Consider the following 14,955-nt stretch of genomic DNA (forward strand, 5'->3'; position numbering starts at 1 on the left):
CGTGTCCGGACATGAAGGTGGGGTGCCCCCGGCCGGGGGCACCCCACCTTCATGTCCGGACACGGCGACCGCGGCAGGTCAGGGACCTTGCGTGCCGTTGTTGCCCTGGCCGCGGCCGTGGCCGTTGTTGCCGCCGATCAGGTCCGGCGAAATGCTGATGCCGGGGAAGGGGGTGTCGCCGCCGGGCTTGTTGTCGCCGCCGCCCGGCTTCCCCTTGTCCTTGTCCTTCTTGCCCTTGTCCTCCTTCGGCTTCGACCGCGGTACGTCGACCGCGTTGAAGGCCGGGGTCTCGGAGGCGTTCAGTGAGCCGGTCATCGCGGTCTTCCAGATCGGACCGGGCAGACAGCCACCGCAGACGTCGTCGTAGTACTGACCGCCGATGGTGATGTTGCTCATCGGGATCTGCTGGGCACCGTCACTGCCGACCCACACCGCCGTGGACAGGTTCGGCGTGTAGCCGACGAACCAGGCGTTCTTGCGCTCGTCGGTGGTACCGGTCTTGCCCGCGTTGTCACGGTCGTCGAGTCCGGCCTGCTGACCGGTGCCGTCCGCCACGACGCCCTTGAGCATCTGGTTGATGGTGTCCGCGGTGTGCTCGCTCATGGCCTGCGTGCACTTCGACTTCGGTACGGCGAGCTGCTTTCCGTCCGGCTTGGTCACCGAGAGGATCGCGATCGGGGAGCAGTACTTGCCCCGGTTGGCGAAGGTGGCGTACACCGAGGCCATCGCCAGCGGCGTCGACTCCTGGCCGCCGAGGGTGGTGGAGGCGACCGGCTGCAGCGGCTTGTTGTTGCCGCGGATGTAGCCGACCTTTTCCGCCATCGAGAGGGTCTCGCAGAGGCCGGCCTTCTGCTCCAGCTTCGCGAAGTAGGTGTTGATCGACTTGCCCAGCGCGCTGGTCATGTCGAAGGTGCCCTTCTCCGTCTCCAGCTCGTTCGACACCTCCCAGGGGCGGTTGTCGGCAGGCCGGTTGTCGCAGGTGCGGAAGCTCTCGCCGGGCAGCGAGATCTGGTGGTCGGAGGTGAAGTCCTGTGCCGGACTGATCCCCTTCTCCAGGGCCGCCGCCGCGGTGATCGGCTTGAAGGTCGAACCCACCTGGAAGCCGGCGTAGCTGCCGCCCATCTTGTGGTCGACGTTGAGGTTCAGCACGGTCTGGTGCTTGGACTGGTCCAGTCCGTACGGGCGGGACTGGGCCATCGCGGTGATCTGGCCCGTGCCCGGCTTCACCTGCACGACCGCGTCGGCGATCTTGTCGTCCTTGTTGACCCGGGAGGTGGCGGCCTCGTTGGAGGCGGCCTGCGAGCGCGGGTCGAGCGTCGTCTTGATGGTGAGACCGCCGGTCGACCAGAGCTTGGCGCGGTCCTTCGCGGTCTTCCCGAAGGCGGGGTCGCCGGTGACGATCTGCCGTACGTAGTCGCAGAAGAAACCGGAGCCGCTGACCGCGGTGATGCACCCGTTCCGCGGCCGCTTGACCTTCAGCTTGATCGGCGTCGCCTGGGCCTTGGCGGCCTCGGCCTTCGAGATGTCCCCGACATCCGCCATCCGCTGGAGCACGGTGTTGCGACGCTTGGTCGCCTCCTCCGTGTCGTTCACGGGGTCGTAGCGGCTGGGCGACTGCACGATGCCGGCCAGCAGCGCCGCCTCCTCCATCTTCAGGTCCTTCGCCGACTTCGAGAAGTAGCGCTGCGAGGCCGCCTCGACCCCGTACGCCTGCTGCCCGAAGAAGGTGATGTTGAGGTAGTTCTCCAGGATCTTCTTCTTGCCGAGCTCTTCCTCGACCTGGATCGCGTACTTCAGCTCCTGGACCTTGCGGCCGAGCGTCTGCTGGGTGGCCTCTGCGACCTTGGCCGGGTCGTCGCCCGCCTCCTCGACGAAGACGTTCTTCACGTACTGCTGGGTGAGGGTCGACGCGCCCTGCGCGGTCCCGCCCGACTGAACGTTGCGGTTCATCGCGCGCAGGATGCCCTTGAGGTCGACCGCGCCGTGTTCGTAGAAGCGGGCGTCCTCGATCGCGATGATCGCCTTCTGCATGTACGGCGAGATGTCCTTCAGCGGCACCACCGTGCGGTCGCGCGAGTAGACCGTGGCGATCTGGCCGCCCTTGTTGTCCAGGATCGTGGTTCGCTGGCTCAGCGGCGGAGTCTTCAGATTGGCCGGGATCTCGTCGAACCCGTCGACCGTTCCCTTGGCGGCGAGACCCAGTGCTCCGGCGGCCGGCAGCGCGATGCCCGCCAGGACCACTCCGGAGAGTGCGGCGACACCGAGGAACTTGGCGGCCTGCTGGGTCGTGGTGAGACCCCCGCCCGAGCGCTTCTTTGGCATGGGGGCAGCCTACGTTCTCATTCGCCGGACACACGTATATGCCTTGGCCTAAGCTGCTCTCAACTGTCACAGCAGTCCGGTTTCGTATCAACCCCCCTGCATGACCCCGTGCGTGACCCGACCACGATTCAGGCGCTCCCGAAAACGCCTTGTGTGTCATCGAACGTCCGTTGTGTCGCAGATGGTCTGTCCCGATTCTCTCGGGATAGTCGTGGATGTCCTCACCTCACTCCCCTGGGTGATCTGCCGCATACGCATAGTCCGTTCGGGCCATTCAAGATTGGGCCCGAAGGGGGTGTTGTGCTGTCGCCACCTTCCGTAACGTCCTCAACTGGCAGCGGTGAATATGCCGCTGTCGCCGTGGGGGAGCCTCGATTCGGGAGAGGACGGCGCCGGGATGGGCTGGGTAACCGACTGGAGTGCGCAGGCAGCCTGCCGCACTACCGATCCGGATGAACTGTTCGTACAAGGGGCAGCGCAGAACAGGGCCAAGGCGGTGTGCACCGGATGTCCGGTGCGGACCGAGTGCCTGGCCGATGCGCTGGACAATCGCGTCGAGTTCGGCGTGTGGGGCGGAATGACCGAGCGGGAGCGCCGCGCACTGCTGCGCAGGCGCCCGACCGTCACGTCCTGGCGCCGGCTGCTGGAGACCGCACGCAGCGAGTACGAGCGGTCCACGGGCATCCTGCCCGTGGCGATCGGGCTGGAGGAAGACGAGCTGCACGAGACGCTCGCCGCCGTGGGGTAACCCGGACGGTGGGTGAGCGGTCCGGCCCCGTGGTGCGGACCACGTGGTGCGGGCGGGGTCCTGACGTGGACCTCGGATGACGTCTGCCGCGGATGACGTGCGCGTGCACTACGGATGACGTCTGCCGCGGACGGCGTGTGCTTCGGACGCCGACGCTCACGACGGATTACGCGGTGGCTAGGCAGCTCCGGCCGGAGCGGAACCGGTCGCGAGCCGGTCCCCGATGGCTCGCAGCCCTGCGAGGTCATGGACATCTCCGGGCAGCGCGGCCACCGCTGTCACGGCCACCTCGGGATGCCGCGCGGTGAAACGGTCGCGTGTGTGTTGTTCGCGTGCGACCACCTGCATCCTCTCGGCGTGCAGATGCAGCAGGCCGACGGTCAGCTGCTCGACGGAGACAGCCGGGGCGGCGGAGGTGTCCGCGTCCGTGTCTGCGCCATCTGTGTCTGTGCCATCTGTGTCTGCGCCGGCCTCTGGTGTGGCCTCTGGTACGTCTACGTCGGTGGGCTCGTGCTCAGGTCCGTGGTCGTGCCCCGAGGCATGCTCGGACAGGTCGGGGGTGGCGGCTCCAGCGGTGTCCGTGGTCTGGGCGGCCCGGGCCGAGGGGGAGTCGGCGGGCTCACGAAGTCCAGCCTTCCCGGCCCCCTGATCCACAATGCCGGCCGCATCAAGATTTTCTGCGGCGGCCAGCGCCTGCCCGGCCGAGAGCCGGGCGGCCTCACTGTCGTGCACCCGGTTGAGGACCAGCCCCGCCAGCGGCATGTCCTCCGCGGCCAGCCGTTCCACGAAGTACGCCGCCTCGCGGAGCGCGTCCCGCTCCGGCGTCGCGACGACGAGGAACGCCGTGCCGGGTGCCTGGAGCAGCTTGAACGTGGCATCGGCGCGGGTGCGGAACCCGCCGAACATGGTGTCCATCGCGGCGACGAACGTCTGTACGTCCCTCAGGAACTGGCCGCCGAGCAGCTTCCCGAGCGTCCCGGTCATCATCGACATGCCCACATTGAGGAACTTCATCCCGGCCCGGCCGCCCATTTTCGCCGGGGCCATCAGCAGCTTGATGAACTTCCCGTCCAGGAACGAGCCGAGCCGCTTCGGCGCGTCCAGGAAATCGAGCGCGGATCGCGACGGCGGGGTGTCGACGACGATCAGGTCCCACTCCTCGCGCGCCCGGAGCTGACCGAGCTTCTCCATCGCCATGTACTCCTGCGTGCCCGCGAATCCGGCCGACAGGGACTGGTAGAAGGGGTTCTCCAGAATCGCGCGGGCCCGCTCGCCGTCCGCGTGCGCCTCGACGATCTCGTCGAAGGTCCGCTTCATGTCGAGCATCATGGCGTGCAGTTCCCCGGAGCCCCGTGTCTCGATGCCCTTCACCCGGCGGGGGACGTTGTCCAGCGAGTCGATGCCCATCGACTGGGCGAGCCTGCGGGCCGGGTCGATGGTGAGGACGACGACCTTGCGGCCGCGCTCGGCCGCGCGTACGCCGAGCGCGGCGGCGGTCGTGGTCTTGCCGACTCCGCCCGAGCCGCAGCACACGATGATCCGGATGTCCGGGTCGTCGAGGAGGGCGTCCGTGTCCAGCGCGGGGGCGGTCGCCGCCGCGGCCCCGTCGCGGTCGCTGCTCACGTCGTGGTTCCTGTCCGATGTCATGAACCCACCTCCTGTCCCGCCGCCCCTTCGCCCACGCCTTGCTTACGGAGCTCCGTCGCCAGCTCGTACAGTCCGGCCGGGTCCACCCCCTCGCCGATCAGCGGGAGTTCGTAACCCGGAAGTCCGAGGTCTGCCAGTACGGCGCGCTGTTCACGCTCCAGCTCGACCCGCTGGGCGTGCTCGGCGGCCTGGGCGAGCAGCGGGCGCACGAGGGCCGCGGAGCCGGTCACGCCCGCCCGGGTGAGCGTCTTGGCGATCTCCTTGCGGCGGCCGCCCGCGGCGGTGCGCAGCGCGTCCTCGTCCAGCAGATGCGGGCGCACCATGTTCACGATGACCCGGCCCACCGGCAGTTCGGCCGCCCGGAGCTCGGCGATGCCGTCGGCGGTCTCCTGGACCGGCATCTCCTCCAGGAGGGTCACCAGATGGACCGCGGTCTCGGGGGACTTCAGTACCCTCATCACGGCCTGGGCCTGATTGTGTATCGGGCCTATCCGGGCCAGCCCCGCCACCTCGTCGTTCACGTTGAGGAAGCGGGTGATGCGGCCGGTGGGCGGGGCGTCCATGATCACGTAGTCGTAGACGAACCGGTTCTGCTTGTCCTTGCGGCGCACCGCCTCGCAGGCCTTGCCGGTCAGCAGGACGTCCCGGACGCCGGGCGCGATCGTGGTGGCGAAGTCGATCGCGCCGAGTTTCTTGAGCGCCCGGCCCGCGCTGCCGAGTTTGTAGAACATCTGGAGGTAGTCGAGGAGGGCGCGCTCGGCGTCGATCGCGAGGGCGTACACCTCCCCGCCGCCCGGTGCGACGGCGATCTTGCGCTCCTCGTAGGGGAGGGAGTCCGCCTCGAAGAGCTGGGCGATGCCCTGTCTGCCCTCGACCTCGACGAGGAGGGTGCGCCTGCCCTCGGTCGCGAGGGCGAGCGCGAGGGCGGCGGCGACCGTGGTCTTACCGGTACCGCCCTTGCCGCTGACGACCTGGAACCTGCTCACGTATTCGAGCCTAACCAGTCGTACCGCAGGCTACGCATGAGGCTGCGCGTCCCGTGGATTGCGCAGGCATTACAGTCGGGCCCATGACCAAGTGGGAATACGCGACCGTGCCCCTTCTCGTGCACGCGACCAAGCAGATTCTGGACACCTGGGGCGAGGACGGCTGGGAGCTGGTCCAGGTCGTTCCCGGCCCGAACAACCCCGAGCAGCTCGTGGCCTACCTGAAGCGGGAGAAGCAGTAGTGGCGGGCGTCGTCGAGGCGAAGCTCGCCGAGCTCGGACTGCCCCTGCCGGCCGTCGTGCCGCCGCTGGCCTCGTACCAGCCGGCCGTGCAGTCCGGGGTGTACGTGTACACCTCGGGCCAGCTGCCGATGGTGGACGGCAAGCTCGCCGTCACCGGCAAGGTCGGCGCGGAGGTCACGCCCGACGAGGCCAAGGAGCTGGCGAAGACCTGCGCCCTCAACGCGCTCGCCGCGGTGAAGTCGGTCGCGGGTGACCTGGACCGGATCGCGCGTGTCGTGAAGGTCGTCGGCTTCGTCGCCTCGGCCACCGACTTCACCGGCCAGCCCGCCGTGATCAACGGCGCGAGCGAGCTGCTCGGTGCCGTCCTCGGAGACAAGGGCGTGCACGCGCGCAGCGCCGTGGGCGTCGCGGTGCTGCCGCTGGACGCACCGGTCGAGGTGGAGATCCAGGTCGAACTGACCGGGGTCTGAGCCGGCCTCCCACCACCGGCTCCGCCGGTTCGGCCGGTTTCGCCGACTTCCTCCGATCCCGCCCGGTCACGACGACCGGGCGGGATCTTCTGTCTGCGGGAGCCGATCGTCTGTGTGCTGGGGTGGCCCGGCTGGGTGTGGGGGCGGTTCTGTCGCGCGCCGGGGTGGCCCGGCTGGGAGCGAGGGTGGTTCTGTCGCACGCCGGGGCGGACCGGCTGGGCGTGGGGACGGTTCTGTCGCACGCCGGGGCGGATCTTCTGTCTGCGGGAGCCGTTCGTCTGTGCGCCGGTGGCGATCATCTGTGTACGGGGGATGTACGGATCTCGGCCCCCCTCGAACATCCTCGCGGTTCCGGATAGCCTCCGGCCATGTCCAATGGTCAGTGGTACCCACCGGAATGGCCCGACCGGATCCGGGCCCTCGCCACCGGCGAACTGACGGCCGCCACCCCTCGGCGGGCCGCCACCGTGATGCTGCTCCGGGACGCCGTCGCCGGTTCCGGGGGCGGGCCCACTGTCCACATGCTGCGCCGGCGCACGTCGATGGCCTTTGCCGGAGGTGCGTACGCCTATCCGGGTGGCGGGGTCGACCCGCGCGACGACGACCGGCTCGTCGGCTGGGCCGGGCCCGCGCCGGAGAGCTGGGCGCGGCGGCTCGGGGTCGGCACGCCCGCCGAGGCGCAGGCGATCCTCTGCGCGGCGGTCCGCGAGACGTACGAGGAGGCGGGCGTCCTGCTCGCGGGCCCGACCGCGGACACCGTCGTCACGGACACCACCGGCGCGGACTGGGAGGCCGATCGCGAGGCCCTGGTCGCACGTGAGCTGTCGTTCGCGGAGTTCCTGGAGCGCCGCGGACTGGTCCTGCGCACGGATCTGCTCGGCGCGTGGGCGCGCTGGATCACTCCGGAGTTCGAACCGCGCCGCTACGACACCTGGTTCTTCGTCGCCGCGCTCCCGGCCGGCCAGCGCACCCGCAACGCCTCCACGGAGGCCGACCGCACGGTGTGGATCGGTCCGGGGGAGGCGTGCGACGGCTACGACCGCGGCGAGCTGCTGATGATGCCGCCGACGGTCTCGACACTGCGCGGGCTCAGGGCCCATGCCACCGCCGCACAGGCGCTGGAGGCGTCATCGGCCCAGGACCTCGCCCCCGTACTCGCACAGGCGCGCCTGGAGGGCGACGAGCTGGTGCTGAGCTGGCCGGGGCACGCGGAGTTCACCAAACACATCCCGGCGGCCGGCAGGGGCGGCAGCACGAGCGGGGCTGACGTCACGGGCGGTGGGGCGGCATGAGCGACGCGGCAGCACTGCCCGGACAGCCGCGCGGCGGAGTGCTCTCCGGCCCCGCCACCACTCGTGCGGTCAACGTCCTCGCGCCCAACGCGTCACCGATGACGCTGGACGGCACCAACACCTGGATCGTCGCCGAGCCCGACTCGGACCTCGCGGTGGTCATCGATCCGGGACCGCTGGACGACGTCCACCTGCGGGCCGTCATCGACACCGCCGAGCGCGCGGGCCGCCGGATCGGGCTCACGCTCCTCACCCACGGCCACCCCGACCACGCGGAGGGCGCGGCGCGGTTCGCGGAGCTGACCCGTACGAAGGTGCGCGCGCTGGACCCCGGGCTGCGGCTGGGGGACGAGGGCCTGGGCACGGGGGACGTGATCACGACCGGCGGGCTGGAGATGTATGTGGTGCCGACCCCGGGCCACACCGCGGACTCGCTCTCGTTCCACCTGCCCGCCGACCGCGCGGTGCTGACGGGGGACACGATCCTCGGCCGCGGGACGACGCTGGTGGCGCACCCCGACGGGCGTCTCGGGGACTACCTCGACTCGCTGCGGCGGCTGCGTTCGCTGACGGTGGACGACGGAGTGCACACCGTGCTGCCGGGACACGGGCCGGTGCTGGACGACGCGCAGGGCGCCGTCGAGTTCTACCTGGCGCACCGCGCGAACCGGCTGGCCCAGGTGGAGACGGCGGTGGAGGCCGGGTACCGGACATCGCCGGAGGTGGTGGCGCACGTGTACGCGGACGTGGACCCGTCGCTGTGGCCTGCGGCGGAGCTCTCGGTGCGGGCGCAGCTGGAGTACCTGCGGGAGCACGGACTGATCTGACGGGCCCTGCCCCCGTGACGTACGCGAGGGGCCCCGCCGGTGTCGGCGGGGCCCCTCGGGCGTTGCGTACGACGACGGGTCAGCGCGACCGCTTGGCCAGCCGCTCCACGTCGAGCAGGATCACCGCGCGGGCCTCCAGCCGCAGCCAGCCGCGGCCGGCGAAGTCGGCCAGGGCTTTGTTGACCGTCTCGCGGGAGGCGCCGACCAGCTGGGCCAGCTCCTCCTGCGTCAGGTCGTGCACGACGTGGATGCCCTCCTCGGACTGGACGCCGAAGCGGCGCGACAGGTCGAGGAGCGCACGGGCGACACGGCCCGGCACGTCGGAGAAGACCAGGTCGGACATCTGGTCGTTGGTCTTGCGCAGTCGCCGTGCGACAGCGCGCAGCAGGGCCGTGGCCACCTCGGGGCGCACGTTCAGCCAGGGCTGGAGGTCGCCGTGGCCGAGGCCGAGGAGCTTCACCTCGGTCAGCGCGGTCGCGGTGGCGGTGCGCGGGCCCGGGTCGAAGAGCGACAGCTCACCGATCAGCTCGCCGGGGCCGAGGACAGCCAGCATGTTCTCGCGGCCGTCGGGGGAGGTGCGGTGGAGCTTCACCTTGCCGTCGGTGACCACATAGAGGCGGTCGCCCGGGTCACCCTCGTGGAACAGCGCGTCGCCGCGCGCGAGGGTCACCTCACTCATCGAGGCGCGGAGCTCCGCGGCCTGCTCGTCATCGAGCGCCGCGAAAAGCGGGGCGCGCCGCAGAACGTCGTCCACGAGTTCTCTCCTTGTCGGCCTGTTCAGGGAACCGTGGTCCCCATCATGCCGGACGGTAAAACAGTGCGATCGATCACAAACCAGTTTGACGCACGTACGTGCCGAGACGTGCGGCAGGGGGCCGATTGGGGGTGGATCATCGGTGACCGGGGCGGATGTCAGTACCTGGCTCTAGGCTGGCCGGGTGTCCGGAACGCCGGTGGGAGCGCAGGCCAAGGGGGCTGATGGGGTGTCGGAAGGCCGCGATTCCGCTGTGGGCGAACAGGCCGCGAGTGGAGCGAAAAATGCGACAAAAAGCCCGGCTGGACGGATGAAACGGCAGGGAACGGCGGAACCGGTGAGGACGGCGAAACGGGTGGCATCAAAGAGCGGCACTGGCTCGACGACGGGGGCTGAGCTGGAGCCGGAGGCGAAGCTGAAACCGAAGTCGAAGGCCACCCCGGCGCCCGAGCCCAAGGGGAAGTCGAAGTCGAAGGCCACCCCGGCGCCCGAGCCCAAGTCGAAACCGAAGTCGAAGGCCACCCCGACATCCGAGCCCAAGGGGAAGCCGAAGCCGAAGGCCGCCACGACGGCCAAGCCCGAGCCCGAGCCGAAGGCCAAGCCGAAGTCGACGGCCAAGCCGGAATCGCACCTGGCCATGGTGCGCAGGGCCCGCCGGATCAACCGTGAGCTGGCCGAGCTCTATCCCTACGCCCACCCGGAGCTGGACTTCCGGAACGCCTTCGAGCTCCTCGTCGCCACGGTCCTCTCCGCGCAGACGACCGATCTGAGGGTCAACCAGACCACCCCCGCGCTCTTCGCCGCCTACCCCACTCCGGAGGACATGGCCGCGGCGGTCCCGGAGGAGATGGAAGAGATCATTCGGCCCACCGGCTTCTTCCGCGCCAAGACCAAGTCGCTGATGGGCCTCTCCGCCGCTCTCCGGGACAACTTCGACGGTGAGGTGCCCGGACGTCTGGAGGACCTCGTGACGTTGCCGGGAGTCGGCCGCAAGACCGCCAACGTCGTACTGGGGAACGCGTTCGGCGTACCGGGGATCACTGTCGACACCCACTTCGGACGGCTGGTGCGCCGCTGGAAGTGGACCGACCAGGAGGATCCGGTGAAGGTCGAGGCCGATGTCGCGGCGATCTTCCCCAAGAGCGAGTGGACGATGCTCTCGCACCGCGTCGTCTTCCACGGACGCCGCATCTGCCACGCCCGCAAGCCCGCCTGCGGCGCCTGCCCGATCGCCCCGCTCTGCCCTTCGTACGGAGAGGGCGAGACGGATCCCGAGAAGGCCCGGAAGCTCCTGAAGTACGAGATGGGGGGCCGCCCCGGGCAGCGGCTGAGCCCGCCGCCGGACTACCCGGGCGCACCCGCCCCCGCCCTGGGCGCCGGATGACCCGAGGCGCCGCTGCGGAACGAAATGCGTGACGACAGGCGTTGTGAGACGAGGGGTGCCCATGAGGACGCATGAACACAGCACGGACGCGTCGGCCGACGTGGCGGCGGCCGCCACGTCGGCCGCGCCCGCGCCCGGGGCCGGCCGAGAGGCCTCGATCACCGTCACCACCGAGGGCCTGCCCCGCTGGCTGGAGCCGGTCGCCAGCGCCGCGCGCACCGTCGAGCCGAGGCAGCTCAGCCGTTTCCTGCCGCCCGAGAGCGGTGCGGGTCGGCAGTCGGCCGTTCTCGTCCTGTTCGGTGAGGGCGCGCGGGGGCCCGAACTGCTCCTGATGGAGCGCGCGGGAAGCCTGCGCTCGCACCCGGGGCAGCCCTCCTTCCCCGGTGGCTCCCTGGACCCGGAGGACGGCGACCAGACGACGACGGGGCCGCTCAGGGCCGCGCTGCGGGAGGCCCAGGAGGAGACGGGCCTCGATCCGCACGGAGTGCAGCTGTTCGGCGTGCTGCCCCGGCTCTACATTCCGGTGAGCAGCTTCGTCGTGACGCCGGTCCTCGGCTGGTGGCGTGCGCCCAGCCCGGTGGGGGTCGTCGATCCGGGGGAGACCGCGCGGGTCTTCACCGTCCCCGTGGCAGATCTCACGGACCCGGCCAACCGGGCCACGGCCGTCCACCCGAGCGGTCACCAAGGCCCGGCGTTTCTGGTCGAATCCGCACTCGTATGGGGGTTCACGGCCGGCGTGATCGACCGGATTCTGCACTTCGCGGGCTGGGAACGCCCCTGGGACAGAGCCAAGCAGGTGCCGCTCGACTGGCGCGCATGACAGGCTGGCTCCCCGTGCTCCACTGCTCCGGGCCGCCCGCCCGGACCCGGAGAGACGTACGGGCCCGGTGACGAATCTGTGAGGCTATAGACGGTGAACGTGCTGGACATCCTGCTGCTGGCCGGCGCCGTGTGGTTCGCGGTCATCGGATACCGCCAGGGGTTCGTCGTCGGCATCCTGTCGGTGATCGGGTTCCTGGGCGGCGGTCTCGTCGCCGTCTATCTGCTGCCGGTCCTGTGGGACCAACTGACAGACGGCTCCGAGGTCTCGTCGACGGCCGCCGTGGTCGCGGTCGTCATCGTGATCGTGTGTGCTTCGGTGGGCCAGGCCTTCACCACCCACCTGGGAAACAAGCTCCGCCGGTACATCACGTGGTCGCCCGCGCGTGCCGTCGACGCGACGGGCGGCGCACTGGTCAACGTCGTGGCGATGCTCCTGGTGTCGTGGCTGATCGGCTCCGCGCTGGCCGGCACCTCGCTGCCGACCCTGGGCAAGGAGGTGCGCAGTTCCTCCGTGCTGCTCGGCATCTCCCGGGTGATGCCGCCGCAGGCCTCCACCTGGTTCACGGACTTCTCCTCGGTCCTCGCGCAGAACGGCTTCCCGCAGGTCTTCAGCCCGTTCGCCAATGAACCGATCACCGAGGTCAGGGCCCCCGACCCGGCGCTTGCGGGCAGCCCGGTCGCCGCCCGCGCCAAGAAGTCCATCGTCAAGGTCGTCGGTACCGCCCCGAGCTGCGGCAAGGTCCTCGAAGGCACCGGTTTCGTCTTCTCCGACCGCCGGGTGATGACCAACGCCCACGTCGTCGGCGGCGTCGAGGAGCCGACCGTCCAGATCGGCGGCCAGGGACGGCTGTACGACGCGAAGGTCGTCCTCTACGACTGGCGGCGCGACATCGCCGTACTCGACGTCCCGGACCTGGACGCGAAGCCGCTCGGCTTCACCGACACCGACCACGACGCCTCGACCGGCAACAGCGCGATCGTCGCGGGCTTCCCGGAGAACGGCGCGTACGACGTACGGTCCGCACGCGTCCGCGCCCGGATCGACGCCAACGGCCCGGACATCTACCACCGGGGCACTGTCCGCCGCGATGTGTACTCGCTCTTCACGACGGTCCGCCAGGGGAACTCCGGCGGACCGCTGCTGACCCCGGAAGGCAAGGTGTACGGAGTCGTCTTCGCGAAGTCGCTCGACGACCCGAACACCGGTTACGCGCTGACGGCCGACGAGATCCGCGATGACATCGAGCAGGGGCGAACCGCCAACCAGCAGGTCGACAGCCAGGCGTGCGCGCTCTAGGGCCTGTCCGGCCATGATCCGCCGGACAGGCCCAGTGCCCTTCCCGGCAAGCCTTGCCGGGAAGGGCACTGGGCCGTGTCCGCCGGAGGGGAAGGTTCGCGGGAGCCGGGTACGGGAAGCCCCGTCAGGCCCCGGCGTCGGGCGATGCGCTCAGAGCCCGCCGGTGGGGGACCGGCAGGTCGTCCGCGGCGGCCGCGAGGCCGGCCGGGGAGGACGGGGAGAGCGGGAAGTCATCCGCGCGGGTGGCGCAGCCGCGCCGAGACCCAGCGGGCCCTGCGGCGGAGGATGCGCGGAATGCCGAGCCGGGGATCATGCAGAACATGCATAGCGTGTACCCGGCCCTGGCGGCCGCCCCCCTCATGAGTGCCCGGACCCGCCGTGGCGGTCGAGCGGCGATTGCGTGCTGTGTCACTGAAGTCGTGCGTCCAGCCCATACCCGGACGTCTGCCCGTGGCCCATGGTCGGTAATCGCCTATCCGTCAGCCAATTGGCGTATGCGTCAGGCAAGTGGCTGTTCGGCGGACGGGTGTGCCCGTGGGTTAGCGGTCGGGCTCGGAATCCTTGAGCCAGCTGATGAGTTCGGCCGAGAATCCGGCCGGATCCTCCTCGTGGGGGAAGTGCCCCAGACCGTCGAAAAGTCGCCAACGGTACGGTGCCTCGACGTACTCGCCGGACCCCGCCGAACTCCGGGTGCGCACCGCCGGATCGAGTGAACCGTGCAGGTGCAGCGTGGGCACCCGCACCGGCCGTTTCATGCGCCGGTTGAACTGAATGCCGTCGGGACGGGCCAGCGAGCGCACCATCCAGCGGTACGGCTCGACCGAGCAGTGAGCCGTAGACGGGATGGACATGGCGCGCCGGTACACGTCCACCGTCGCGTCGTCGGGGAAGTCCGAGGTCCGCGGCCCCGCCCAGTCGTGGATCAGCCGCCCCACCAACGCGGCGTCGTCCGCCACGAGCTGACGCTCAGGCACCCAGGGCCGCTGGAAGCCCCAGATGTACGAGCCCGCGCGGGACTGCGCGAAGTCGGAGAGCATCGAGGAGCGCCACCGCCGCGGATGCGGCATCGAGGAGACCACCAGCCGGCGCACCAGCTTCGGCCGCATCACCGCCGCCGTCCAGGCGAGGTAGCCGCCCATGTCGTGGCCGACCAGCGCCGCATCGGGTTCGCCGAGCGAGCGGATCACGCCGGTGATGTCCAGCGCCAGGTTGGCCGGGTCGTAACCCCGCGGCGTACGGTCGCTGCCGCCCACTCCGCGCAGGTCCATCGCCACCGCCCGGAACCCCGCCTCCGCGAGTGCGGGCAACTGGTGGCGCCAGGTCCACCAGAACTGCGGGAAACCGTGCAGGAGCAGGACCAGCGGCCCTTCACCCATCTCGGCGATGTGGAAGCGGGCGCCGTTCGCCGCGACATCCCGGTGCGTCCAGGGGCCGTCCAGGCGGACGGGGCCACCGGACCCGGCCGCAGGGCCCAGCGGGCCGGTGAACGGCACCGATGCCCGGGGTGGCGGTGTGGCGGAAGGGTCTGCCGGGGGGCCGCCCGGCCCTGCGTGGCCCGTCAGGTCGTCCGGGCCTACTGGGCCGAATGCGTCGTCCGGGCCCAATGGGCCGAATGCGCTGGAATCGGGGACCGTCATGTAGATGAGCGTGCCACAGCCGGTGCCTTGTCCTGGACCGGACGGTTCTCGATGGCCTTGTCCGCAAGTGTGCTGCCGCCCGCCGGAAGGATCGCGTCCGCTGCGATGCCCGGACGGGGGTGCGGCTTGACGCTCTGGAGGACGGCGGCGGTCTGCTTGGCCGACGCGATGGACTTCTCCGGCGGCTTGACCTTCTTGAACTTGGCGTAGCCGAAGAGCGCGAGCAGGATCCCGAGCAGGATGAACGCGCCACCCACGATCAGGAACGACCAGGCGAGCCCTAGCCCCAGGTTGTGGATTCCGTACGCTGCCGCGAAGCTCAGCACCGGGATCGCGAAAAGAATCAGCACACCCGTGACGATGAACGCCACGCTGCCGATGACGCCACGCTTGACGTCCTGTCGCACCTCGGCCTTGGCCAGGGCAATCTCGTCGTGTACCAGCGCCGACAGTTCGGCCGTCGCCGAGGCGACCAGCTGGCCGAGACTGCGGTCGGCGCTGCCCGCGTAATTGCCGGGGTCGCTCAT

General features: G+C 70.2%; 15 protein-coding genes. 8 read left to right on the top strand and 7 right to left on the bottom strand.

Annotated elements, in window-relative coordinates:
- Positions 1-78: 78 nt before the first annotated feature.
- Entirely contained in the window at positions 79-2,322 is a 2,244-nt protein-coding gene (locus ACIP89_RS20760; protein WP_401924290.1) for a transglycosylase domain-containing protein, read from the bottom strand.
- Between the two features lie 397 nt (positions 2,323-2,719).
- Here ACIP89_RS20760 and ACIP89_RS20765 point away from each other — a divergent pair, with 397 nt between their 5' ends.
- Positions 2,720-3,070 (top strand): WhiB family transcriptional regulator, encoded by a 351-nt coding sequence (locus ACIP89_RS20765; RefSeq protein WP_199884323.1) that lies wholly within the window; start codon positions 2,720-2,722, stop codon positions 3,068-3,070.
- Between the two features lie 177 nt (positions 3,071-3,247).
- Here ACIP89_RS20765 and ACIP89_RS20770 read toward each other — a convergent pair whose 3' ends face one another.
- Together ACIP89_RS20770 and ACIP89_RS20775 are read right to left on the bottom strand one after the other, a co-directional pair.
- Positions 3,248-4,717: an ArsA family ATPase gene (locus ACIP89_RS20770; RefSeq protein ID WP_401924287.1), complete on the bottom strand. Its 1,470-nt coding sequence runs from the start codon at positions 4,715-4,717 to the stop codon at positions 3,248-3,250.
- Positions 4,714-5,703, bottom strand: a complete 990-nt coding sequence (locus ACIP89_RS20775; protein ID WP_401924285.1) for an ArsA family ATPase — start codon at positions 5,701-5,703, stop codon at positions 4,714-4,716. Before ACIP89_RS20775 ends, ACIP89_RS20770 begins: the two co-directional genes overlap by 4 nt.
- Positions 5,704-5,786: 83 nt before the next feature.
- Here ACIP89_RS20775 and ACIP89_RS20780 point away from each other — a divergent pair, with 83 nt between their 5' ends.
- The 4 genes from ACIP89_RS20780 (at position 5,787) to ACIP89_RS20795 (ending at position 8,534) form a co-directional block, all read left to right on the top strand.
- The gene (locus tag ACIP89_RS20780) at positions 5,787-5,945 is read left to right on the top strand and encodes a DUF4177 domain-containing protein (RefSeq protein WP_003991873.1); all 159 of its coding nucleotides are present in this window, start codon (positions 5,787-5,789) and stop codon (positions 5,943-5,945) included.
- Positions 5,945-6,415, top strand: coding sequence for a RidA family protein (locus ACIP89_RS20785; RefSeq protein ID WP_390087895.1), 471 nt, complete (start codon positions 5,945-5,947; stop codon positions 6,413-6,415). Before ACIP89_RS20780 ends, ACIP89_RS20785 begins: the two co-directional genes overlap by 1 nt.
- Positions 6,416-6,783: 368 nt before the next feature.
- Positions 6,784-7,707 (top strand): NUDIX hydrolase, encoded by a 924-nt coding sequence (locus tag ACIP89_RS20790; protein ID WP_401924282.1) that lies wholly within the window; start codon positions 6,784-6,786, stop codon positions 7,705-7,707.
- Positions 7,704-8,534, top strand: a complete 831-nt coding sequence (locus ACIP89_RS20795; RefSeq protein WP_401924280.1) for an MBL fold metallo-hydrolase — start codon at positions 7,704-7,706, stop codon at positions 8,532-8,534. The genes ACIP89_RS20790 and ACIP89_RS20795 overlap by 4 nt, the downstream gene beginning before the upstream one ends.
- A gap of 79 nt (positions 8,535-8,613) precedes the next feature.
- Here the strand turns inward: ACIP89_RS20795 and ACIP89_RS20800 are convergent, their stop codons facing one another.
- On the bottom strand, positions 8,614-9,288 hold the full coding sequence (locus ACIP89_RS20800; RefSeq protein WP_024490688.1) for a Crp/Fnr family transcriptional regulator: 675 nt from the start codon (positions 9,286-9,288) through the stop codon (positions 8,614-8,616).
- A 355-nt stretch (positions 9,289-9,643) separates the two neighbouring features.
- Here ACIP89_RS20800 and nth point away from each other — a divergent pair, with 355 nt between their 5' ends.
- The 3 genes from nth to ACIP89_RS20815 all read left to right on the top strand — a co-directional run bounded on the left by nth (position 9,644) and on the right by ACIP89_RS20815 (position 12,791).
- Positions 9,644-10,672 (top strand): endonuclease III, encoded by a 1,029-nt coding sequence (gene nth / locus ACIP89_RS20805; protein WP_402116069.1) that lies wholly within the window; start codon positions 9,644-9,646, stop codon positions 10,670-10,672.
- Between the two features lie 61 nt (positions 10,673-10,733).
- Positions 10,734-11,492, top strand: a complete 759-nt coding sequence (locus tag ACIP89_RS20810) for an NUDIX hydrolase (protein ID WP_401924274.1) — start codon at positions 10,734-10,736, stop codon at positions 11,490-11,492.
- A 93-nt stretch (positions 11,493-11,585) separates the two neighbouring features.
- Positions 11,586-12,791: a MarP family serine protease gene (locus ACIP89_RS20815; RefSeq protein ID WP_401924272.1), complete on the top strand. Its 1,206-nt coding sequence runs from the start codon at positions 11,586-11,588 to the stop codon at positions 12,789-12,791.
- 230 nt (positions 12,792-13,021) lie between these two features.
- Here ACIP89_RS20815 and ACIP89_RS20820 read toward each other — a convergent pair whose 3' ends face one another.
- The 3 genes from ACIP89_RS20820 to ACIP89_RS20830 form a co-directional block, all read right to left on the bottom strand.
- Complete coding sequence (locus ACIP89_RS20820; RefSeq protein WP_401924270.1) at positions 13,022-13,225, bottom strand: hypothetical protein; 204 nt, start codon at positions 13,223-13,225, stop codon at positions 13,022-13,024.
- Positions 13,226-13,330: 105 nt separating this feature from the next.
- Entirely contained in the window at positions 13,331-14,428 is a 1,098-nt protein-coding gene (locus ACIP89_RS20825; RefSeq protein ID WP_401926711.1) for an alpha/beta fold hydrolase, read from the bottom strand.
- Complete coding sequence (locus tag ACIP89_RS20830; RefSeq protein WP_401924264.1) at positions 14,425-14,955, bottom strand: phage holin family protein; 531 nt, start codon at positions 14,953-14,955, stop codon at positions 14,425-14,427. Before ACIP89_RS20830 ends, ACIP89_RS20825 begins: the two co-directional genes overlap by 4 nt.

The organism is Streptomyces sp. NPDC088730 (genome assembly GCF_044751215.1).
Taxonomy (GTDB): domain Bacteria; phylum Actinomycetota; class Actinomycetes; order Streptomycetales; family Streptomycetaceae; genus Streptomyces.